The following is a 21,537-nucleotide window of genomic DNA, read 5'->3' on the forward strand; positions in this document are numbered from 1 at the left end:
ACGGGTCCTATTCTGCAGGTTCGGTTTCGCCGGCAGTGGCCTTTGCGGCCAGCGGCGCGACAATAAGTTCGAGCGGGGTGTCGTACATCGGTTCGGGCGCGCCGCTCGTGATGGCGTAGACATTTTCCATGTGGCACGGCCCGACCTTCGCCCCGAAATAAAGGCTGTCGAGCGAGAGCAGCATGCCCTCTTCAAGGACAAACCCCTGCTTCACCCCGGCCAGCCCCGCCGCCGGATAGGCCAGCGGGATCTCCAGCGGCATCAGCCCGATGCCATGCGCCACGACGAGCAGCTTTTCCGGCGTCGCGACGCCATTGGCCTTCAGGTGTTCGTATCCGATGGCGGGCAGGTCGGCGGTCGACATGCCGGGGCGCAGCGTGTCGACCATCTTGACGAAGGCATCGCGCAGGATGTCGTGCTGACGCTGATATTCGGCGCTGGGCGGGCCGATGATGGCGGTGCGGTTGATGTCGACCCAGAACCCGTCGTGGATGCCCTGTGTTTCAAGGATGACGATATCGCCCCGGCGCAGTTCGCGGTTCCCGCGCGTGCGGAACAGGTCGGGGATGAATTCGTCGGCTTCATACGATCCTCCGAACAGCATCCCGCCTTCGTCGACGGGGATCGTGTCGTTGCGAACCATGAAATCGCAAATCTTCGCCTGAACGTCGTTCCAGTCCGCGCCTTCGTGCAGCACGCTGCCGGCAAAGGTGATGATGCGGTCGGCCAGCTTGCCCACCTTGCGATACCGGGCCAGTTCGCCGTCCGTCTTTACCACGCGGACGCGCATCATGAAGTCGAGCACGTCGACGAATTCGTGCGGGACGGCATCGCGGATGCGGGCAGAAAGACGGTGTTCGTCAAACCCGACGCGCCGGTTCGCCATGCCGCGATCGGCAAGGGCGGCGGCGACCGCGGAGGCGATGTCCGGCTGGCATTCACCGCGGATCGCGCCGACCATTGCCATCGCGTCCTCGCCCAGTTTCCCCGTCTTGCGATCGGGGTCGAGATAGCGGCTGACTTCGCAGAAGTTCAGCATTTCGAACGTGCGCACCTCGCCAAAGGTGCATTCATCGCCATCCTTGTTCAACACGGCGACAAGGCCAAGGTTCGCTTCGGGTATGACCAGCGTCAGCGGGAGGTCCGGATCGGCATAGACGATGGCGGCGGCCATCGGCTCCATCTGTCCCCACCGTTCGAGGATGGAATGGTAGCCGACGGCGTAGCGCACGTCATGCGGGTGGGACAGGACGACGGCATCGAGGCCTTCTGCTCCCATCATCGCGCGCAACCGTTCGGCGCGCGGGTTCGTGGTGGCTGTCACGCGGCCTCTTCCTCCCGCGCCACGTTCGACACGATCTCGCCGCGCGCAACATCGCGCAGGAATTCGTGGTTGAGGATGAACTGGATGCCACCCTCTTCGTTGGTAAAGGCGACCGCGCCGTGGCCGAGGAAAAGGTATTCGGTCACTTCCTTGCAGTGCGCCTCGGTATGGCGCGAACCGATCGGTTCGTAGCCGTAAGTGCCGACAGGGGCCGAACCGACGTCGTAGATCAGCTCGCCTTTGGTGACGAAGTACTGGCCGTGGCCAAGGTGCCAGTGCGGCGCGAACGTCGCGCCCGGTTCCATGTGCACCCACAGCACCCAGTCGCCGGTTTCCTCGCTATAGCGCAGAAGGCGGATGGTCGTGCCGGTGCCCAGCGATACTTCGGGGCAGTCGTTGAGGTTGACGATGAGGTCACCAAGCTTGCCGGGATTGTGTTCGGTCATGGTTGCTCTCCTTTTGGTTCGAATTATTGCGCGGTGCCGCCAGGGGCGAAAGCGATGCGATCATGCCTGCTTCCCCGCGAGAGGACGGTCTTGCGCCGTGGTGTCGCCGAGACAGTCGAACATGCGGATGTCCGGCTCTCCGTCAAGGCATGCCCAGCCTTCTTCGGACATGGCCACGTGGTATGGTTGCAGAGCATGCGCTTCGAATGCGGCGCGATTGCGGAAAACTTCGCTGAATGCGAAGGCGTCGCGGTCATCGGGCGATCGCATGACCTGGAAATGCAGGGTATCGGGTTCGTTCATATGCACGTCTTGCTGAAGCTGCGTGACAAGCTCCACGAACCGCGCCGTCTTGTCCGGCTTCGTGCGGACATGCATGATGACGCCGATCATGGGAGAGGCCTTTCGTAATGAGGGATGATTTGCTGGCCGAGGCGGCACGCCTCGCCCAGGGGGCAACGCCCGGGGATGCGGCCCCGCTTGTCGCCAGACTTCTGAGCGAGAGCCCGCACGATGCCGATGTGCTGACGCTGGCTGGCATTGTCGCCCAGCGCACAGGCCGTGCTGACACTGCGATCGCGAATTTTCGGGCCGCGCGGGACGCGGATCGCGGTAACCCGGCGCGACACCAGAACGTGGCTGTCGCGCTGAAGAACAAGGGCGAATTCGACGCTGCGCTGGCCGCGTTCGAGGAGGCGCTGGCGCTGCGGCCCGGACATGGGGCGACGCTGGCCAACATGGGATCGTGCCTGCTGGCCGCGAATCGCGTGGAAGAGGCTTTGGCCGTGCTCGACCGCGCTCTCGACGCTGCTCCGGATCATGCCGACGCGCTCAACAGTCGCGGTGTGGCGTTGGCGCGGTTGGGTCGGCACGGGCAAGCGGTCGAAACTTACCGCGAAGCGCTTGCCGTGCGGCCCGGTCATATCGAAACGCGGCTGAACCTTGGCGATGCGCTGTCGGCGCTGGGAAAGAATGACGATGCGGCACAGATCGCGAAGGGCGTTCTGGCCGACCGACCCGACCATCCGCGCGCTGCTAACCAGCTTGGCCTGCTGCGCGAAAAGGCGGGGGATTTCGCCGGGGCGGCCGATGCCTTGCGGCAGGGATTCGATCCTGCCCGCCCCAATCACGCGCTGGGCATCAACATGGCACGTTGCATGATCCGCGCGGGGCAAGCCGAAGCGGCGTTGCAGGTTTGCGAACGGATGCTGGCGACGTCCCCGTCCGTCACGACGCCGCTGGCCATGGCCAGCGTCGCGATGGACCGGATGGGCGCGGTGGACCGGCGCAAGGCGCTGATGGGTGTCGACCGGTTCGTGACCATACACGACATCGACGCCGTGGAAGGTTTTGCGGGTATGGAGGGTTTCAATGCCGCGCTGATCGCCGAATTGCGCGCGCATCCGACGCTGACCGAAGAACCCGAGGGGCTCGTCACGCGGCAGGGGCGGCAAAGCGGGGACCTGGCCAACGACACCACACCCGCCATCGCGGCGCTGGCCGGGATCGCGCGCGACAAATTGGGGGCGGAGCGTGATCGGCTGGCCTCCATAGGCGGGGATCACCCGTTTTTGCGCGCCATGCCTGACAGGTGGAGCCTGACGCTTTGGGGAACCATCCTGCGTGCAGGGGGCGAGGTGGGCGCACATATCCACGCGCCCAACTGGCTGTCGGGGGTCTATTACCCCGATTTCCGGGCTAATGCGGAAGATGCAAACGAAGGCGCCTTTACCATCGGCCCGCTGCCCGCCGAATTGGGCGAAGCGGTGACGGCGCCCGATGTCATTCACCCGCGTACGGGGCGCATGATCCTGTTCCCGTCCTATCTGTGGCACGGCACATTGCCGTTTGCGGGCGAAGACCGGATCAGCTTCGCCTTTGATCTGGTGCCCGAAGGTATCGGCCGCCCGCACAGCTTGCGCTGACGGCACGATACCAACGAGCAGCGACCCCGGGAGGGACCGGGGCCGCGCTGCGACGCAGATTTGCCGCGTCGCCATCGGATCAGAACTTTGCCGAACCTTCGACGCCGAAAGAACGCGGCGGCGCATAGTTGGTGAAGTTGAACAGACCCGCGACCGAGTTCGCGCTGACGCGATAGCGTTCGTCGAGCAGGTTGCGCCCGAACACCGCCACCCGATAGATGTCGGACGGATCGGTCCACGCAAGGCTCGCCCCGACCAGAGTGCGCGCCTCGCCCTGCGTGTAATCCGCGTTCAGGGTCACGGATTCGTATTCCGACTGGTAGTTCACATCGGCATTCACCGCCATCGTACCCCATTCCATCGGTGGGAATTCGTACCTGACATTGCCGCTCAGCGTCAGTTCGGGCGCATTGCGCAAATCGAAACCGGACGCATCGTCGTTCGTCCCGTTACCGTCGATGTCGGTAAAGAACTCAAGGTATTCCGCCTTCTGCCAGCCAAGCGCAGCGCCCATCGTAAGCCCCGCCACCGGCGCCGCCGACAGTTCCAGTTCAAGGCCATAAACCCGAGCGCTGCCCGCGTTGGTCGTGCGCGTTTCCTGTCCCGGCAGATTGGTGATCGGATCGATGAACGGCACCACTGCGTCGCGCTGCAGGTCGTTGTACTTCACGTAAAACGCGGCGAGATTGGCGCGCAGGCGACGGTCCGAAGTTTCGGTCTTCAGGCCGAATTCGAAGCTGTCGGCGGTTTCCTCGGCAAATGGCAGGGCGGACGTCGCCGACATCGCCTGTTCGTTATAGCCGCCCGATTTGTAGCCCTGGCTGTAAGTGAAGTAGTTGTTGATCCCCGGCGCGATTTCGAAGCGATAACCGGCACGGATGGTCGGACGGTCGAAGCTGGCGCTGTCGGTGTACTGCGGCCAGAAACCGCTTTCGACCAGCGAACGCTGAACCTGCGGCTGCACCGCGAAGCTCTTCTTCTCCTTCGTATATCGCGCGCCAAGGAACACGGCGAGCGGGTCGCTGACCTGATATTCCGCCTCGCCGAACACGGCATAGGAATCGACGTCGTAATTGGCAGTCGACAGGTTGGGATCGGTGAGCGAGGTTTCGCTGCCGAGGAAGCGCAGGAAGCCGAGATAACTGGTCGCGTTGGCGTCCATCGTCTGGCCCCAGTACATTGCGCCTGCGGTGAATTTGAACACGTCGGAAAAGTCCGAAGAGAACCGCGCTTCAAGGCTGTATTGTTCACGCACGTCATCGCGCGTCGACACGAACAGATACGCGTTTTCGCCGGTGTAATCCGACGGCAGCTTCGATTCCACGCGCCGCCAACCGCCGACCATCGTCATCGTGCCCGCACCGTCGAACGTATGTTCGCCGCGCAGGAACAGGCCATCGACATCGACCCGGTGACCGCTGAGCGTACCGGGGCAGGTTGCCGCCGTGGCCGAACCTTCGCACAGCGTCGTGCCGGTGTCATACGGGCTGGCGCCTGTTGTCTGGATGCCGGGGAAGCCCAATACGTCGAACAGGAAGCCTGCCGGCGTTTCATTGACCGACGGCGGTGAATCGCCGCGATCGCGCAACATTTCGTACGTGAGCATCAGGTTGGTGTCGGCCGTCGGCTCCCACAGAAGCTTCGAACGGGCGCTGATATACTGGGTGCCGCCGATCCTCTGGCCGCGACCTTCCACGCCCTGAATGCCGTCGACGTCGTTATTTTTTGTCAGACGGTAGAACCCGTCGCTTTCCTGAAATGAGGCAGCAGTGCGAAAGAACAGGGTGTCGGACAGCGGGATGTTGATCGCCGCCTTCACGTCCTTGGTATTGAAGCTGGAATAACCAACCCGGATCTCTCCGCCGAAATCGGCGTTGGGCCGCTTGGTGATGACGTTGACGACGCCGCCGACCGTGTTCTTGCCGAACAGAGTGCCTTGCGGACCGCGCAGGATTTCGATGCGGTCGATGTCGAACAGGTCGAACAGCTGGGTCTGGACGTGGGCGAGCACGAAATCGTCGACCACGACGCCCACTGCGGGTTCGAAGGTCAGGATGATGTCGCCAGTGGACTGTCCGCGGATGCCGATGGATGCGGCGTTGAAGCCCGGCACGTTGGTGATGACGACATTGGGAACATCGCCGGCAAGACCGCGAATGTCGGTGGCAAATTTCGATTCGATCGCAGCCGAAGTGAAGGCCGTCACCGCGACAGGCGTTTCCTGTAGCGATTCCGACGTGCGGCGGGCGGTAACGATGATTTCCTCAAGACCGCCGGTGCGCGGCGGTTCGGCCTGCCTGTTGTCTGCGGCTTGTGCGCTGGCAATTTCATCGGACGCCGTCTGCGCGATGGCATGGGAACTTGCCGTCGTCAGCAGCCCGGTCGCGAATAGCTTAAGGGCGCAATTCACCTGTTTTTTGCCGATCATTTCCATCTCCCTTTTCGTCCGCCAGTCGGTTTTGCGGCGGTTCGAATCAGTACGGCGTCAGTTGCCGTCGCGGCAAATGAACGCATGTGCTCATTTTTGTGAAGCGAAAAAATACAATCATGTATGGTTGTTTTATTCTGCGGTTGCGAAATGCCGGCGCAGGATCGATTGCAACGGGTGGTTTTCCGGGGTTAGGAATGGCGGAAAGTCAAAGGGGATGCGCGTGTTGATCAGCGATGCTGCATCGCAAGAGACTCGGAGCGAAAAAACCGAATCGGCAAGGCGGCGCTACACCAGCGCGGCCATGCGGGAGCGGCGCACGCGCATTGTCGAAACCGCGCATCGCCTGTTGGGAGAGGGCGGCGTCGCGTCGCTGACGATCCGGCGCCTGTCCGAAGAAGCAGGGGTCGCGCAGCGCACGATCTATCGCCTGTTCGGCGACAAGGACGGCGTGATCAGCGCGACGGTCGTCGACCGCATGATCGAGGTGCGCGAACATATCGCCCGCCGCGGGCTCAGCTACAGCTTGCCGGTCGTGTTCGAAGAGCTTGACTGGATGGTCAGCGAGATGGAGCGAGACACGTCCTATGGCCGCGTCGTCGTGGGGTTCGTGTTCGCCAGTGAACAGCGCGAGCTGGAGGTCAGCGAACTGACCTCGGTTGCCCATGCGCGCTTCATGGGTTGGCTCGCGCTGCAACAGGCGCAAGGCAACGTACGGACCGCGCTAGACATCGAACGCGTGGCGCGCGATCACGTCATGCACGAATTCCTGGTCTATCGCCGCTGGGCGTTGGGATTGAGCACGAGCGAGGAATGTCGCCTCGAATTGAGGGCCAGTTTCCTGAGCAGCGCGACGCTGCTGTTAACCGACGAACCGCGCGAAGCCTACCTTGCCGAACTGGCGCGGATCCACCGCAAATTGAAGGCACTGACCCCGCCGGGCGCGGGACCGCAACTTCGCGAAGAATGAGACAAAAGCCAAATATAACAACAAGACGGAGTGAATGATGACGCTGGAAGACCTGTTGGCCCGAGAGGCTATTCGCGAATTGCGCGTGGCCTATTCCACCGCGTTCGACACAATCGATGAGGCTGCGGTGCGGGCCAATTTCATCGACGATATCGTCTGCGAATACCCGGTGGCTTACGGCGGCCCGATCCAAGGGGTGGAGAAGGTGATCGCGCTGTTTCGCCAGACATGGGCGCATTGCAAGTATCCCTACGACACCGTCCATTTCATCGGTAATCACGCGATCGAGCTGACCGGTCCCGACACTGCGCGGGGTCATTGCATGCTGCTCGACTTCGTAAACCGTCAGGGCGACGGCTCGCCGATCCGCACGCGCGGCGGGCACGATAACCCGATGCTGCTGATTGGGCGTTACGAAGACGAGTACGTGAAGCGCGACGGCGCGTGGAAGTTCGCGCGGATCAAGCTGACCACAGCCTGGCCCGACCGGAACGTCTAGAGGCTCCGACCGGCTCGTTTCAGCGAAGTTTCGATCACTTCATGGTCGAGCCGGTCGCGCTTTCATTCTTGCCGCCGCGCAATTCCGCAGCGCGCGAACGGATATACTGGCGCAGCGACGACAGCTGTTCGTCGGTGAATTCCCCGAATTGCGGCATCCCGTTGGGAACGAGCAAACCGTCGCGCACCACGGAGGCAAAGGTTGCCGGATCGACCGGCACGCCGGAAGTGCGTAGATCGGGCGCGGTGCCGCCGCCGATCGCGCCGGTACCGTGGCAGACCGCGCAGCGCCCGTTGAACAGGCCTTCGCCCTTTGTCGCCAGACCCTTGTCCGGCTTGTAGCCAGGATCGTCGAAGGCCACCGCCTTGTAGGGTGTCTTCGCCGGGAGGGTCGCCTTGCCGCCAAGCGCAAAGGTCAGAACGCGCCGCGACTGGTGGTTGTAATCGATGCCGTATTTTGTGAACATCGGACCGAACAGCCCTGCACTGGTCCCGATGCCGGCGATGACGGTAACGTATTGCTTGCCGTTCACGCTGTACGAAATCGGCGGCGCGACGACGCCCGCCTTTGCATCGAAATTCCACAGCCGCTTGCCAGTCCGCGCGTCATAGGCGGAAAAGCCGTTGTCGGGTCTGCCCTGGAATATCAGGTTGCCGCCCGTTGCCATGATGCCGCCGTTGAGATGGGCATCCATCGGCAATCTCCAGCGGGCCTTTTGCGCGACCGGATCCCATGCGATCAGCCAGCCGGTGACGTCCCTGCCGCCGCTGTCGATGGCATAGCCCACGCCAGAGGTCAGGCCCATGTTTGGTGCCCATTCGAAGTTTTCGGGCGTGATGCCGCTGTCGTCGTACGTGACCTGAAGGTCGATGGCGGGGATGTAGGTCAGCCCAGTCTGCGGACTGAACGCCATAGGCATCCAGCTATGCGCGCCAAGCGGTGTAGGGCGGAACGTCGTCGGCCCGTCTTCATAACGCGCGTTCGGCTTTTCCACGGGGCGTCCGGTGGCGACGTCGATCCGGTCGGCCCATGTCACGTCGACGAACGGTTCGGCCGAAATCAGTTTTCCGTTGGTGCGGTCGATGACGTAATAGAACCCGTTCTTGGGCGCGGTCATCACCACCTGACGGCGCTTACCGTCGATGGTCAGGTCGGCCAGTTCCATGTCCATCGATGCGTTGAAATCCCAGCTTTCGCCGGGGTTAATCTGATAGTGCCATTTGTATTCGCCGGTTTTCGCATCGAGCGCGACGATCGAGCACAGGAACAGGTTGTCGCCTTTTCCGGCAGAGCGGATCTTGCGGTTCCACGGCGCGCCGTTGCCGGTGCCCAGCAGAATCTGGTCGTTCGCCGCGTCATAGGTCATCGCGTTCCACACGCTGCCGCCGCCGCCGTATTTCCACCATTCGCCAGCCCATGTCTTGGCAGCCATTTCCATGGCCTTGTTCTCGAACCCGTCAGCGGGGTTTCCGGGCACGGTATAAAATTGCCACAGCTTCTTGCCCGTATCGGCGTCATAGGTGACGACCAGTCCGCGCACCGGCCCGGAATCCGATCCGCCGCTGCCGATGATGACCTTGCCGTCGAATACGCGCGGCGGGCCGGAAATGAAGCGCAGTTCGTCCTTGCCGAATGTTTGCGCGGTCCAGACTGGCTGGCCGGTATCTTCGTCCAGCGCGATCAGACGGCCGTCTTGCGTCGCGGTGATGACCTTGTGGTTCCAATACGCGATGCCCCGGCTGCCCCAACCCTGACGCAGCTTGATGCCCGACGCCTCGGGCGCCTTGGGGTCGTAAGTCCATTTGACCTTGCCGGTTTCGACATCGATGGCGCGGATCACCGAATATCCGGTGGCGAGGTAGATCGTGCCGTCCACCTCGATCGGGCCGGTCGCGGGGTTACCCGCGGGCAAATCGACCGACCAGACGAGGCCCAGTTCGCCCACGTTGTCGGCGTTGATCTGGGACAGCGGGCTGTAATGCTGTTCGCCGTAAGTGCGACCGAACGCGGGCCAGTCGGTGCCGTCGCTGTCATCCGACAGCTGCGCCAGCCATGTTTCCACGCCGCCTTGTGGCGCATCGGTGGTGCGCGTGCCGCACGCGGCAAGTACGAGGAGGCCGGCGGCGGCAAGCGCCGCGCCGGGGTAACGTAGGTTCATCAAGTGCGACCCTTTGTCATGTGCGCGGTTTTCGGGTGCGAGTACGTTCAGTCCCGCATCCCGAGATACCGTTCCAGTTCGGCGTGGAAGTGGCCGATGCGCTGTTCCTGTTCGGACAATATCGCGCCTTCGAAGCTGGCGCTTTCCATGCCCAGCTGAACGTCTGCGAACAACGAAGCGTCCTGATCGAAAAGCTCGCCCAGCCCGCCTTCGCGCCAGTTCACATGCTCGATCTCGGCAAGGTTCCGACCCGAAATGTCCCAGCCGTCGGGCAGGCCCATGTAGGCGGGCGGCTTGATTTTGGCGTCCGCTTGCGGGTGCATCATGACGATCACGTCGAACACGAACTTGCGCGGGTCCGACGCATGGGGCCGGAAATAGAGCATCGAGATGCCTTCGGGGTGCATTCCCATCTGGATGTTGGGAAAGATGTCGTAGTTCCAGTCGTCGGTCAGCTGGTTGTCGGTAAAACCGGAATAATCGATGCCCATGCTGGCCGCGCGGCTGCGCTTGGCCTTTTGAATTGCGGGGCGAACTTCCTCCATCCGGCCCTCGAAGCTGTCGGGGTCGAGACCCACTTCCTCCATCAAGGCGCGCAGACCGGGATTCAGGCTGCCGTCGTCGCCGTGGTCCATGCGCGGCGATTGGTGCGCGAACTTGGTCGTCATCCGACTCATCCCGTTGGGGAACAGGTCGATCTGCGCGTGATAGTCGTTGAAGATCGGCAGGATCTGCGGATGGATCGAATGGACGTGGTATGCTTCGTTGAAGCCGTCGACGCCGATCTTCCAGTTCGCTTCCCACACCGCCTGCACGCGGCGCATGATGCGCATTTCGGCGATGCGATAGGGTTTGGCATGTTCGGCCAGCGGACCGATCTGTTCGATCAGCGGCTTTGCGCCCTTGTCCATGTTGATGAAGACGAAGCCTTCCCACGTCTCGCACCGCGCCTGCCGAAGATCGGCGTTGCGGCACAGCGCTTCGGGGCGGAAAGTCTCGCGGTCCTTGATCTCGATGTTGTTGCCCGCAAGATCGAATCGCCAGTTGTGAAACCGACATGCGAACCCTGCGGGACGCGCGCCATCCTCGTCGGTGACGAGCCGGTTACCGCGGTGCGGGCACACGTTATAAAAGGCGCGGATGCGCATATCGTCGCCGCGCGCAACGATGAAGCTTTCGCGCGCAATCTCGAACGTGACGTAGTCGCCGGGCTCGGGAAGATCCTCCTCGCGGCAGGCCCAGTTCCAGACCCGGGTCCAGAGCTTTTCACGCTCCAGTTCCGCCCACTCTTCCGAGAAATAGCGTTCGCGCGAAATCGGGCCGCAGCCGTTGTCGATGTTGGCGATCTTTGCGCCGTGTTCTCCCGATTTCAGGTCCGGGTCGATGACGCAGTCCCGCTGGTAACGGTCTAGCGTTTGGTCGGTCATGGCAATCCTCTCAAAGATGCCTTGCCCGTTCGCCCCCTTCGGTCTCCCCGATACCGAACCTGCGAGCAAGTTTTGGCAGCTTGATTGAAATGAAAACGCCCCGGTCGCTGCCGACCGGGGCGTCCCTTATGCATTCTGGCGTTTACGTGTCGTCGCCGAAACGGAAGCCGACTTCGACGCCGAAGAAGCGCGGCGGACCGTACTGGGCATTCTGCCACAGACCCGCGACGTTCTGGACGGCAACCTTGTAACGCTCGTCGGTCAGGTTCTGGCCGACGAGGCGGACGTAGTACTTGTTGTCCACCTGGCTGAGCGTGATCGACCCGTTCACCAGAGTGCGCGCGTCGAGGAAGGTATTGCCGTTCGGATCGGTGATCGCTTGCGTGTTCAGGTTGCGGCTGACGTAGGCGACATTGCCGTTGAAGCGCAGGTCGTATTCCGAACCGACCGGCAGCTCATACGTGCTGTCGAGGGTCCACTGCCATTTCGGCGCACGGTCGAGCGGGGCGGACGAAAGGTCGTAACCCGCATCGCCCTGATCGTAACGGCCGTACTTGGCATCCTGATAGCCGAGCACGCCACGCAGGGTCAGACCGCTGAACGGAGTGGCCGATGTCTCGAGCTCGATACCCTTGACCGTGGCGCTGGCGGCGTTGACGAACCGGGTGAACTGGTTCGGCTGGCCGTTGACGACGATCGGCACGTTCAGCTGCTTCTGCAGATCCTTGTACTTCACGTAGAAGCCAGTGAGGTTGAAGCGCAGCCGGTTGTCGAAGAACTCCGACTTGACGCCTGCTTCCCAACTGTCCGCCTTTTCCGGCTGGGTCGCTGCGGCGACGGTGCGGAACGTGTCGTAATCGGTGCCGAACGGCGCAAATGTGCCGGCCTGATCGTTGAATCCACCACCCTTGAATCCATGCGAGAAGGTGGCATAGGTGAAGATGTCATCGGTCGCCTGATAGCCGACGCTGGCGCGATAAGTCGGTTCGCGCCACTTGTCGCTGACCGTGACGACCCCGAAAGGATAGTCGAAGACGTTGGCGTCGAGCGGTTCCTTGATATCGTCCACGATCGACGGATCAAAGCCGCCTTCCAACGTGGCGTAGAACGCCTGCTGGCGGCCATACCACGTCTTGTCTTCCCAGGTGTAGCGACCGCCGACAGTGATCGTCAGCTTGTCGGTCGCCTTCAGCGTTCCTTCGAGGAACATCGCCTTCGACTTCGCGTCCTGCGCATTGCACAACGTGTAGATCGTATCGTTCCAGTTGCCGAAGGGCAGCGGTCCGCTGGTGATGTCGAGGAAGCCGAGATACTGCGGGACGCAGAAGTTGGCCTTGTCCTTCTGATAGAAACCGCCCGCCACGAAGTCGAACGCACCGCCTAAATCGCTGGCGAAGCGCAGTTCCTGTTGCCAGGTCTTGCGGTCGTCGTCGCGCGATGCGTCAAAGAACGACAGGTAAGTGCCGTCGGTGCCGATCGCGGTCGCGCCGGCGTAGGAGTTCGGGATGCGCGACTTTTGCTTGCGATAGCCCGAAACCGAAGTCAGCGTGCCGATGTCGGTTTCATAGTCGATGTTGGCATAGATGCCGTCGACATAGATGCGCTGACCCTGATCGAGGCCGAGTCCGGTGCGACCGGTATAGGCCGCGTTGTCGAGCGGATCGTCGCTGTTCGGATTACGGCCGGTCAGGTTCAGGATGTCCGTCAGGAACGGGACCGAACCGGTGTATTCGTCGTTTACGTTGACCGAGGGGACAACGTCGGAGTCGTCGCGGAACCATTCGTACTGGAACAGCGCAGAAATCCGCTCCGTCGGTTCGAGCAGCAGCTTGGCGCGGGCCGACCAGACCGAAGTTCCGCCCAGCGTTTCGCCGTCGAGACAACCTTCGACGCCGGACCACTTGCTGACGATCGGTACGCCATTGGGGTTTTCGTCTGTCCCGGGGGTGTTGAAAGTCGGCACTGGGCCATAGCAGGCGCCGTTCTTGTAATAGCCATCCGATGCTTCGTACCCGCCAACAAGGCGGATCGCGCCCCAGTCGCCGAGCGGCACATTGGCCGCGCCCTTCATGGCGTAGCTGCCAAAGCTGCCGGCTTCGAGCTTGCCTTCCATGCCGATGAAATTCAGCACGGGGCGCTTGGTACGCACGGTAACCGCGCCGCCGGTGGTGTTCTTGCCGAACAACGTACCTTGCGGGCCGCGCAGCACTTCGACCTGTTCGACGTCGAAGGTATCGAGAAGCTGCGTTTGCACCGAAGGCATCACGAAGTCGTCAACGAGCACCGCGACGGGCGGTTCGTAGTAGATGATGATCGAAGTTTGGCCGACGCCGCGCATGGCGAACGAGGCTGCGTTGAAGTTCGCGATCGTCGCGGCCGAAAAGTTCGGCACGAAGGCTGCAAGGTCGCCGATGTCGCGCGGGCTGGCCTGCTCGATCAGCTTGCTGTCGACCGCAGAAACCGCGACCGGGGTGGTCTGCAGGTCGGTTGCGCGACGGGTTGCGGTAACGACGATTTCGCCCAGGCCAGTGGTGGCGGCCGGGCCCTCATCGACCGTGTTGGTTGCCGATCCTGCGTCCTGAGCATGAGCCGGAAGCGCCAAGCAGGCTGCCGCGAGCGCGGCAGCACAAGTGGTGCGGTAAAGATTGCTGGTATTCATCCCCTGCTCCTGTCTTCGTCCCCAACATTTTTCGGGTAACGGACAGGAATGTAAGCATGCCGATCACAGATAATCAATCATGAATGTTTTTTTTGCGATTTCGGTGGAAAGTGTTGTCGGAAAGCCGCAGCCCGTGCCTCAGATAAGTTCAAGCATGATTGTTTTTTTCTGCGAGCGGTCTATCCTTTGCCGCGACGATCCCGTTCGAACGGGGCGCGAAAGGAGAAGAGGATGGTCACTACCACTCATGCCGCCCCCAATCCCACTGTCGTATCGGACGCGGAGATCGAGGATCTGATTGCGCGGCGGGACATTTATGCCGTGCTCACCCGTTACAGCCGCGCGCTCGACAGGGCGGACGTCGACCTTATGAAAAGCGTCTATTGGCCGGACGGATCGGATTCGCACGGAGTGTTCGACGGCAACGCGGTTGAGTTTTCCGAATTCATCGTCCGTGAAATCCAGGAATGGTTCGAAGTGACCATGCACGGGCTGATGAACGTCCATATGGAAATCGACGGCGACCGCGCCGCGACCGAGACCTACCTGTTCGCCTATCATAAGGTGCGCGAGGAGAAGGCCGAGGAGATTTTTGGCTCGCGCTACATGCAACAGTTCGGCGGTGCCGGACTGGACCCCGGGCATCACCATTTCTTCTTCGGCGGACGCTATCTCGATCAGTTCGAACGGCGGAACGGCGAATGGCGCATCTTCCGCCGGCAAGTGGTGATGGACTGGAACGAGAACCGGCCGTCGAACGAAATCCTCGATCAAGGCATGTTCGCGACGCTGCGCCCGCTGGGCGAACGCGGGCCGGGGGACCCGGTGTGGAGCAACAAGCCATGACGGCCGAGCAATCCGCGATGGGCGGAGGCAGGGCGCGGCTGGCCGAGCTTGTTGCGGTGCGCGACGTTTACGACGTGTTGACCCGCTATTGCCGCGCACTCGACCGTGCCGATCTCGCTATGATGGAAAGCGTGTATTGGCCGGACGGAGAGGACATCCACGGCATTTACGTCGGCCGCGCCAGCGAATTCGTGCCGTTCATCATCGGCGAGATCACCAAGTATTTCACGATGGGCACGCATTGCCTGCTCAACGTCCATATCGACGTCGATGGCGATTTCGCGGCCAGCGAATCCACGCTTTATTCCGCCTGCCGCGTCCGTAACGACATGGCACAGGACATGCTCGGTTCCGATTATTTCGCGCAGCTTGCAGGCAAGGGGCTGGATGCGGACCACGAAATGTTCGTCATGGCGGGTCGCTATCTCGACAGGTTCGAAAAACGCGGCGGCGAATGGCGCATCCTGCGCCGCATGGTCGTCACCGACTGGAACGCCTGCCACCCGTCGAACCAGATCCTAGACGAAGGAATGCACCGGACCCTGCGCCCGATCGGCGAATGGGGGAAGTGCGATCCGGTCTATGCCAATTCCCGATTTGTAGAAGGAGCAACGCCATGAGCGACCTTGAATCCCGCATCGCCCGACTAGAAGCCGAATCCCAGATCCGCCAGCTGATCGCGCATTACAGCTTCGACATCGACGACCGGATCATCGAATCGGTCCGCAATCTGTTCACCGAAGACGGCATCATCCGTTCGAAGGATGGCGTGATGTTCGCGCAAGGACCCGATGCGATCATCGATCAATATCATGGCCGTTTCGACGTGCTTGGCCCCGGCCACCACTTCATGCACGACGTCCAGATCGACTTCGTCGGCGACGGATCGAAAGAAGCGACGGGGCGCGTTTCGGGCCATGCCGAACTGCAGCGCAAGGGGAAGATGATGGTCGCCGCGATCCGCTATGACGACAAGTATCGCAACACGGCCGACGGCTGGAAATTCGCAGAGCGCGTGATCCAGTTCCTTTATTACGTGCCGATTTCGGAATATCCGGACATCCTGCTGAAAGCGAACCGCAATTACGCATACGAAACGCCCGGCCCGGCCGATTTTCCCGAACGCCTGCCGAGCTGGATCGAATACCACAAACAGCGCGAAAACGCGTAAGGAGAGACACCCGATGGCCTATACCTTCCTGTCCCGCTTTCGCATCAAGGATAACAAGCAGGACGAGTTCATCGACCTTGCGCAAAAGATGCAGAAGCAGGCGCCCGACGAGCCGGGCACGCTGCACTTCCAGTTCTTTCGCCTTGGCGAACCCGGCATGTTCGCTGTGCTCGAAAGCTTCGTCGACGAAGCGGCCGACAAGGCGCACATGGAATATCCGCAGAACAAGCCGCTGATCGATGGCATGATCGGCTGCATGGACGGCAGCTACGAACGCGAAATGCTGTTCGATCTAGACCGTCAGCCGGAGTATTGAGCATGTCTGCCAAAAGCTTCGTCGCCGTCCTGAAGACGAAACCCGAAAAGCGCGAGGAAATGATCGCGTTGCAGAGCGAGCTGAAAGGCCTCGTCTTCAAGCATGAGCCCGACGCGCAGGTCTACGAATTGCTGCAATCGGACGACGACCCCGACACGTTCAACGTCGTCGCCACGTTCAAGGACGATGCCGCGTTCGAAAAGCACATGTCGATCGACTTCCATGACCGGCTGGTCCCGCCGATCCTGGATTGCCTGGCCGAGGACATGCAGCTGAGCTTCTTCCGCTCCCTCGGCTGAACGATCAGGCGGCGCTCGCCTCCCACTCGGGGGCGAGCACGGCCATCGTGTGGGAATCGATCCACTCGCCGTCCCAGTAGAGGGCGTCGCGGCGCGTTCCCTCCAGCGTGTAGCCGACTTTCTCGTAAGATCGGATTGCGCGCGGGTTGAAGGCATAGACGCCCAGTTCGATGCGATGGTGATCGACTTCCTCGATGCCGAACTTCGTCATCAGGCGCATCGCTTCGGTTCCCAGTCCAGTATTGCGCGATGCAGGCTCCCAGATGACGACGCGGATATTGGCAGAGCGGTTGTCCCAGTCGATCTCGTTCAGCACGACTTCGCCGATCATTCTGCCATCGACCTCGATGGCATAGTCCCAGCGGTCGTCCGCCGCCGCGACCATCGCGCAGTGCTTCTCGACGCGCCTTGCCGTGAATATCTCGTGCGTGCCGGTAAGTCGGTTCGATTCCTCGTCCTCCAGCCCCGCGACCATGACGTCCGCATCGTCGGCCGTGACGGGTCTTAGCGTGATCCTCTCGCCGTGTAGGGTCGGTTTTCCCGGATTTCTCATTTCCACTCCTTTTCCCGATACCACTGCGTGATGACGTATTTGAGGCCGGATCTGACCTTCATCCCGTGATGCAGCGTCGCGGGATTGGGCGATCCGTCGGGGCGCCTGTTGTTCCAGCAGACCAGCCGGCCCGCGTCCGGTTTGAACATCTTGTCAGCAGCTTTGAACCGGGTGGCACCGCCCGCTTCGGGTTCGTTGAGATAGACCATGAAAGTCCATGTTCGCTGTCCGGCGACGCTGCAATATTTCGCGTAATCCGCTCCGCCCGGTTCGAAATAATCGGTGTGGCCCTTGAACTCCTGCCCCGGCGCGTACCTTTGCCCTTGCGACGGTTCGGCAAAGACGGGGTCGATGCCCGAAACTTCCGTGAACAGCGCGCGCAATTCCTGCACCACAGCTTCGTCCATCGGGAGGTCGCAGGTTTCGCTGGTGCGGAAATAGGCGTCGCCGTTGGGGTCCGCGATGGTGGACGGGCGGCGATTGGCCTCGATCAGGGCGATCAGATCGGCTCGCATGTCGCGCGGCACGAATCCGCGTAGGGAAAACAGCTCCAGCTTGGGCGAAGGCACCCGTTGCATTCCGGGCCATTGCCGCAATCGGGCCGCTACCGATTCACCGAAATCCTGCATCCTCGTCCCGATAGGCAATTTGCACAGCAGAGCCAAGCGGGTGCCGGGCCCAGGTCATCTCAGAGGAGAGAAGGACAGGAGCAATGGCCCGGCATCATAGCCCAACGTGTTGGTTTCCCCGCGCGTGGGCTATGCAGCGCCTAACCTTAGGAACGAAAGACGCACCGGCCAGCTACGCGAGCGCCGATTGAGCGCTTATTTTTCCGCGTATCGATGGATGGGCGCTGGCACGGCGAACTGACCTTGACCTTGGGCGTTGTCACGTGCGAATGGCAGTCCGATTCCGAGGCAAGCTGTAAAAATCTCCTGTAAAAAAATCAGGGCGACTATCCAGCCAAGTCTCCGAAACGCGGGCGTAGCTCAATGGCAGAGCAGAAGCTTCCCAAGCTTACGACGAGGGTTCGATTCCCTTCGCCCGCTCCATTTCCACACCACATTGGGCCAGACCACATAGGGCCAGACCATATAGGGATACTCGCTTAGCGCGGGCGTAAGCGACGGTTATGGCCTGTGCCCTAGATCTTTCCTCCCAATGGATCGGAAGGGACGAAAGTCGGCAGGCGCAGTCATGAACGCTGGGCGATCCGGGTCGCGGGCTGCTATCGCTCTCCCACCGGGGGAGACGTGTTCATTTCAGTGGCCGATGTCTCGGAATACGGTTGCTGCTTCGTCAATCCGTCACGCAACCTTTTCATCGGCGATGCGGTGATGGTCTACATCGACGGGCTCGACCCGGTGGAGGCCGAAGTGCGATGGCACGACCGCGGGATCAGGGCCGGGTTCCGGTTCAAACGACCGCTCGACAAGCAACAGATGGAGCTTTTGGTCAGCCATTGCGGCGCCCGCGCAAAGCCGGTGCCGGAACTGTGGCGCGATATGGAATGGACTGGCGAGCGCGCCCTTTAAAAAGGCACGACGCTCGCCGCCGGGATCAACGTATCGGGCAGTCCGGATTGAGCCGGAAATTCAGGTAATTGTCGACCGAGCGCATCAGCTCGTCGAACTCGTGCTCGAAGAAGTGGTTCGCGCGCGGGATTTCGTCGTGATGGATGGTGATGTGCTTTTGCGTGCGCAGCTTGTCGACCAGCTTCTGCACCGCGCCTGGCGTCACGACCGTATCGGCCGCACCCTGAATGACGATGCCCGAAGCAGGGCACGGGGCCAGGAACGAGAAATCGTACATATTCGCGGGAGGGGCGATCGAGATGAAGCCGCGGATTTCAGGCCGACGCATCATCAGCTGCATGCCGATCAGCGCGCCGAACGAAACGCCGGCAATCCATGTCACCTGCGCTTCGGGATGGATCGTCTGAACCCAGTCCAGCGCGGACGCAGCATCGGAAAGTTCGCCGATGCCGTTATCGAAACTGCCCTGACTGCGACCGACGCCGCGGAAATTGAAGCGCAGGACGGCAAAGCCGCGCGCGACGAAATCCTTGTACAGAGCCTGCGTGATCCGTTCGTTCATCGTGCCACCGCCCTGAGGGTGCGGGTGCAGGATCATCGCCAACGGCGCGCGCGGACGCGGTGCGGGATGGTAGCGGCCTTCGAGCCGACCTTCGGGTCCGGGGAAAATTACGGAGGGCAAGAGATCCTCGTGCAGTTTGCGTACCGCCGCGCCCACCAATTTGGGCCGGGGTGTGAATTGTCGTCGATGCCTATATAGAAAGCGCGAGCGCGATGGCAATTGGCACGGCCCCATCGAAGCGCATTCCTGTCCTGTTGTGCGGTAATAGAGCGTATTTCATGAGCCAAACCTATCTCGATCATGCGGCAAGCGCCCCGGTATTGGCCGAAGCGCGCGCCGCGATGCTCGACGGGCTTGCCCTCGACGCCAATGCATCCAGCCCCCACGCGGGCGGTCGCGCGGCGCGGCGCGCGCTGGAAACCGCACGCGAACGGGTCGCGGCGGCACTGGGTTGGACCGGCGAAGTCATCTTCACCAGCGGGGCGAGCGAAGCGTTGGCCATTGCCCTCTCGCGCAGCCATGCGGCCCGCCGGATCGTTTCGGCGGTCGAGCATGAGGCGGTGATGCGCCATGTTCCCGGCGCGCGCGTGGTGCCGGTCGATACGGGCGGGCTGGTCGATCCGGCCGCATTGGGCGACACGACCGACGCGCTGGTCGCCGTGCAGCAGGTCAACAATGAAACTGGCGTGATGCAGCCGCTTGGCGCTGTGGCCGATGCTGTGCGGAGTTGCGGCGGGGTGCTGCTTGCCGATTGCGCGCAGGCGGCGGGCAAGATCGCGCTGCCCGATTGCGACATGGCGGCGATCAGCGGCCACAAATTCGGCGCGCCGCCGGGCATCGGCGCTCTGCTGGTGCGCGACTTTGCCCTGCTCGCGCCGACCGGGGGGCAGGAGCGGGGTTATCGCGGCGGCACCGAAAACGTGCCCGGTGCGATGGCGATGGCCGCCGCGCTGGAAACGGGCAATGACTGGATGGCAGAGGCGCTGCGCCTTCGCGCGCGGCTGGAAGATGCGATCATCGACGCCGGCGGCGAAGTCATGGCCCCGGCCAGCCCGCGTATCGCCACCATCGGGTCCTACCGCATTCCGGGGCTGGCATCGGCAGTACAGCTGATCCGGCTCGACGGTGCGGGGATCGCGGTTTCGGCGGGCAGCGCCTGTTCGTCCGGATCGTTGCGGCCCAGCCGGGTACTGACCGCCATGGGAATGACGGAAAAGGCGTCGAGCGAGGTCATCCGCGTTTCCATCGGGCCGGACACGCGCGATGCCGACGTCGACCGGTTTCTGGAAGTATGGTCCGGGCTGGCCGCGCAGGTCGGTGCGGGAGCCGGGGCATGATCTACCTCGATTACCAGGCGACGACCCCGCTGGCGCCAGAGTCGCGCGATGCGATGTTGCGCTGGCTCGACGGGCCGGAAGGAGTGGGGTTCGGCAATCCGCACAGTCCGCACCGCTATGGCCGTCAGGCGGCGGCCGCGGTCGAACTGGCGCGCGATCAGGTTGCGGCGCTGTTTCCGCCGGGCGGTCAGGTAATCTTCACCGGCAGCGCGACAGAGGCGCTGAATATCGTGATGCGCGGCTGCCAGCCGGTTCTGGCGGGCAGGGGCATTGCGGTATCGGCCATAGAACATGCCGCGGTCTGGGATACGGCAAGGTCGATGGCCAATGCGTTTCATGCCATTCCGGTCGACGACGCGGGGCTGATCGCTTCCGATGCGCCGATCCCTGCCGACGTGGGCCTTGTCGCCGTCATGCAGGTGAACAACGAGATCGGTACGATCCAGCCGGTGGCTGAAATCGCCCGCGCGGCCAAGGCGGGGGGCGCGTTGTTCCTGTGCGACGCAGTGCAAGCCGCCGGGCGCATGCCCGTGGCCATGGCCGATTGCATCGCCATTTCCGCGCACAAGCTGCACGGGCCGAAGGGCATCGGTGCACTGTGGTTTCGTGACGGCATCGAACTTGCCCCGCTGATCACCGGAGGAGGGCAGGAAAAGGGCTTGCGTTCAGGCACTTTGAGTCCCGCGCTGTGCGCCGGGTTCGGCGCTGCCGCAAAGTTGGCGGTGGAGCGGACGGAGCCTGATGGCCAGCATGTCGAGGCGCTGTGGACCCGCGCGCTTGAACTGTTCGACGGATGGACGATCAATGGCAGCCCGACCGCGCGCTGGCACGGCAATCTCAACCTGCGGCGGACGGGGCTCGATGTGGCAAGACTAATGTCCGAGGTCCGCGACGTTGCATTTTCGGCAGGATCGGCCTGTGCATCGGGCTCGGGGAAGCCGAGCCGGGTCTTGCAGGCCATCGGTTTGAATGACAAGGATGTCAAAACGTCGATCCGGCTTGGGTTCGGGCGATATACTGGGATGCAGGACCTGGAAAGTGCGGCCGCCGCGATCAACGCAGCGGCCAGGGCGCAAGGATAA

21 protein-coding genes and 1 tRNA gene are annotated in these 21,537 nt (G+C 62.2%); 12 read left to right on the top strand and 10 right to left on the bottom strand.

Features of this window, described 5'->3' with window-relative positions; translation table 11 throughout:
- Positions 1-7: 7 nt before the first annotated feature.
- The 3 genes from EKN06_RS15095 to EKN06_RS15105 are packed head-to-tail and all read right to left on the bottom strand — an operon-like array spanning position 8 to position 2,163.
- Positions 8-1,324, bottom strand: coding sequence for a M24 family metallopeptidase (locus EKN06_RS15095; RefSeq protein WP_127613735.1), 1,317 nt, complete (start codon positions 1,322-1,324; stop codon positions 8-10).
- Positions 1,321-1,770, bottom strand: a complete 450-nt coding sequence (locus EKN06_RS15100) for a cupin domain-containing protein (protein WP_127613736.1) — start codon at positions 1,768-1,770, stop codon at positions 1,321-1,323. The genes EKN06_RS15095 and EKN06_RS15100 overlap by 4 nt, the downstream gene beginning before the upstream one ends.
- A gap of 60 nt (positions 1,771-1,830) precedes the next feature.
- Positions 1,831-2,163, bottom strand: a complete 333-nt coding sequence (locus EKN06_RS15105) for a putative quinol monooxygenase (protein WP_127613737.1) — start codon at positions 2,161-2,163, stop codon at positions 1,831-1,833.
- A 17-nt stretch (positions 2,164-2,180) separates the two neighbouring features.
- Between EKN06_RS15105 and EKN06_RS15110 the strand changes: the two genes are divergently transcribed.
- Positions 2,181-3,695 (top strand): tetratricopeptide repeat protein, encoded by a 1,515-nt coding sequence (locus tag EKN06_RS15110; RefSeq protein WP_127613738.1) that lies wholly within the window; start codon positions 2,181-2,183, stop codon positions 3,693-3,695.
- 79 nt (positions 3,696-3,774) lie between these two features.
- Here the strand turns inward: EKN06_RS15110 and EKN06_RS15115 are convergent, their stop codons facing one another.
- Positions 3,775-6,123: a TonB-dependent receptor gene (locus EKN06_RS15115; RefSeq protein ID WP_127613739.1), complete on the bottom strand. Its 2,349-nt coding sequence runs from the start codon at positions 6,121-6,123 to the stop codon at positions 3,775-3,777.
- A 223-nt stretch (positions 6,124-6,346) separates the two neighbouring features.
- Here EKN06_RS15115 and EKN06_RS15120 point away from each other — a divergent pair, with 223 nt between their 5' ends.
- Together EKN06_RS15120 and EKN06_RS15125 are read left to right on the top strand one after the other, a co-directional pair.
- Entirely contained in the window at positions 6,347-7,093 is a 747-nt protein-coding gene (locus EKN06_RS15120; protein WP_240655065.1) for a TetR/AcrR family transcriptional regulator, read from the top strand.
- Between the two features lie 37 nt (positions 7,094-7,130).
- Complete coding sequence (locus EKN06_RS15125) at positions 7,131-7,592, top strand: nuclear transport factor 2 family protein (protein ID WP_164844106.1); 462 nt, start codon at positions 7,131-7,133, stop codon at positions 7,590-7,592.
- A gap of 34 nt (positions 7,593-7,626) precedes the next feature.
- Here EKN06_RS15125 and EKN06_RS15130 read toward each other — a convergent pair whose 3' ends face one another.
- From EKN06_RS15130 to EKN06_RS15140, 3 genes are all read right to left on the bottom strand, one after another.
- Positions 7,627-9,750, bottom strand: a complete 2,124-nt coding sequence (locus tag EKN06_RS15130; RefSeq protein WP_127613742.1) for a PQQ-dependent dehydrogenase, methanol/ethanol family — start codon at positions 9,748-9,750, stop codon at positions 7,627-7,629.
- A 47-nt stretch (positions 9,751-9,797) separates the two neighbouring features.
- Positions 9,798-11,177, bottom strand: coding sequence for an aromatic ring-hydroxylating oxygenase subunit alpha (locus EKN06_RS15135; protein WP_127613743.1), 1,380 nt, complete (start codon positions 11,175-11,177; stop codon positions 9,798-9,800).
- A 142-nt stretch (positions 11,178-11,319) separates the two neighbouring features.
- Positions 11,320-13,836: a TonB-dependent receptor gene (locus EKN06_RS15140; RefSeq protein ID WP_127613744.1), complete on the bottom strand. Its 2,517-nt coding sequence runs from the start codon at positions 13,834-13,836 to the stop codon at positions 11,320-11,322.
- 231 nt (positions 13,837-14,067) lie between these two features.
- Between EKN06_RS15140 and EKN06_RS15145 the strand changes: the two genes are divergently transcribed.
- From EKN06_RS15145 to EKN06_RS15165, 5 genes are read left to right on the top strand one after another with little or no spacing between them, the layout of a single operon-like run.
- Positions 14,068-14,682: a nuclear transport factor 2 family protein gene (locus tag EKN06_RS15145; RefSeq protein ID WP_127613745.1), complete on the top strand. Its 615-nt coding sequence runs from the start codon at positions 14,068-14,070 to the stop codon at positions 14,680-14,682.
- Positions 14,679-15,302: a nuclear transport factor 2 family protein gene (locus EKN06_RS15150; protein ID WP_240655067.1), complete on the top strand. Its 624-nt coding sequence runs from the start codon at positions 14,679-14,681 to the stop codon at positions 15,300-15,302. The genes EKN06_RS15145 and EKN06_RS15150 overlap by 4 nt, the downstream gene beginning before the upstream one ends.
- Entirely contained in the window at positions 15,299-15,853 is a 555-nt protein-coding gene (locus EKN06_RS15155; protein ID WP_127613746.1) for a nuclear transport factor 2 family protein, read from the top strand. The genes EKN06_RS15150 and EKN06_RS15155 overlap by 4 nt, the downstream gene beginning before the upstream one ends.
- A gap of 13 nt (positions 15,854-15,866) precedes the next feature.
- Positions 15,867-16,169: a putative quinol monooxygenase gene (locus tag EKN06_RS15160; protein ID WP_127613747.1), complete on the top strand. Its 303-nt coding sequence runs from the start codon at positions 15,867-15,869 to the stop codon at positions 16,167-16,169.
- 2 nt (positions 16,170-16,171) lie between these two features.
- Positions 16,172-16,468 carry a putative quinol monooxygenase gene (locus EKN06_RS15165; RefSeq protein ID WP_127613748.1) on the top strand — a complete coding sequence of 99 codons (297 nt, stop codon included), beginning with the start codon at positions 16,172-16,174 and terminating at the stop codon, positions 16,466-16,468.
- 4 nt (positions 16,469-16,472) lie between these two features.
- Here EKN06_RS15165 and EKN06_RS15170 read toward each other — a convergent pair whose 3' ends face one another.
- Both EKN06_RS15170 and EKN06_RS15175 read right to left on the bottom strand, forming a co-directional pair.
- Entirely contained in the window at positions 16,473-17,021 is a 549-nt protein-coding gene (locus EKN06_RS15170; protein ID WP_127613749.1) for a GNAT family N-acetyltransferase, read from the bottom strand.
- Positions 17,018-17,650, bottom strand: coding sequence for a prolyl hydroxylase family protein (locus EKN06_RS15175; protein WP_127613750.1), 633 nt, complete (start codon positions 17,648-17,650; stop codon positions 17,018-17,020). Before EKN06_RS15175 ends, EKN06_RS15170 begins: the two co-directional genes overlap by 4 nt.
- 349 nt (positions 17,651-17,999) lie before the next feature.
- On the opposite strand from EKN06_RS15175, the gene EKN06_RS15180 reads away from it, so the two are divergent.
- Both EKN06_RS15180 and EKN06_RS15185 read left to right on the top strand, forming a co-directional pair.
- A tRNA-Gly gene (locus tag EKN06_RS15180) sits at positions 18,000-18,073 on the top strand.
- 96 nt (positions 18,074-18,169) lie between these two features.
- Positions 18,170-18,556, top strand: coding sequence for a PilZ domain-containing protein (locus EKN06_RS15185; protein WP_127613751.1), 387 nt, complete (start codon positions 18,170-18,172; stop codon positions 18,554-18,556).
- Positions 18,557-18,581: 25 nt separating this feature from the next.
- Here the strand turns inward: EKN06_RS15185 and EKN06_RS15190 are convergent, their stop codons facing one another.
- A complete protein-coding gene (locus EKN06_RS15190; protein ID WP_127613764.1) occupies positions 18,582-19,238 on the bottom strand; it encodes an alpha/beta hydrolase in 657 nt (218 codons plus the stop codon).
- A gap of 158 nt (positions 19,239-19,396) precedes the next feature.
- Between EKN06_RS15190 and EKN06_RS15195 the strand changes: the two genes are divergently transcribed.
- Together EKN06_RS15195 and EKN06_RS15200 are read left to right on the top strand one after the other, a co-directional pair.
- Positions 19,397-20,455, top strand: coding sequence for a cysteine desulfurase family protein (locus tag EKN06_RS15195; protein WP_127613752.1), 1,059 nt, complete (start codon positions 19,397-19,399; stop codon positions 20,453-20,455).
- On the top strand, positions 20,452-21,537 hold the full coding sequence (locus EKN06_RS15200; RefSeq protein ID WP_127613753.1) for a cysteine desulfurase family protein: 1,086 nt from the start codon (positions 20,452-20,454) through the stop codon (positions 21,535-21,537). Before EKN06_RS15195 ends, EKN06_RS15200 begins: the two co-directional genes overlap by 4 nt.

The sequence above is a fragment of the Croceicoccus ponticola genome (assembly GCF_004004515.1).
Taxonomy (GTDB): Bacteria; Pseudomonadota; Alphaproteobacteria; order Sphingomonadales; family Sphingomonadaceae; genus Croceicoccus; species Croceicoccus ponticola.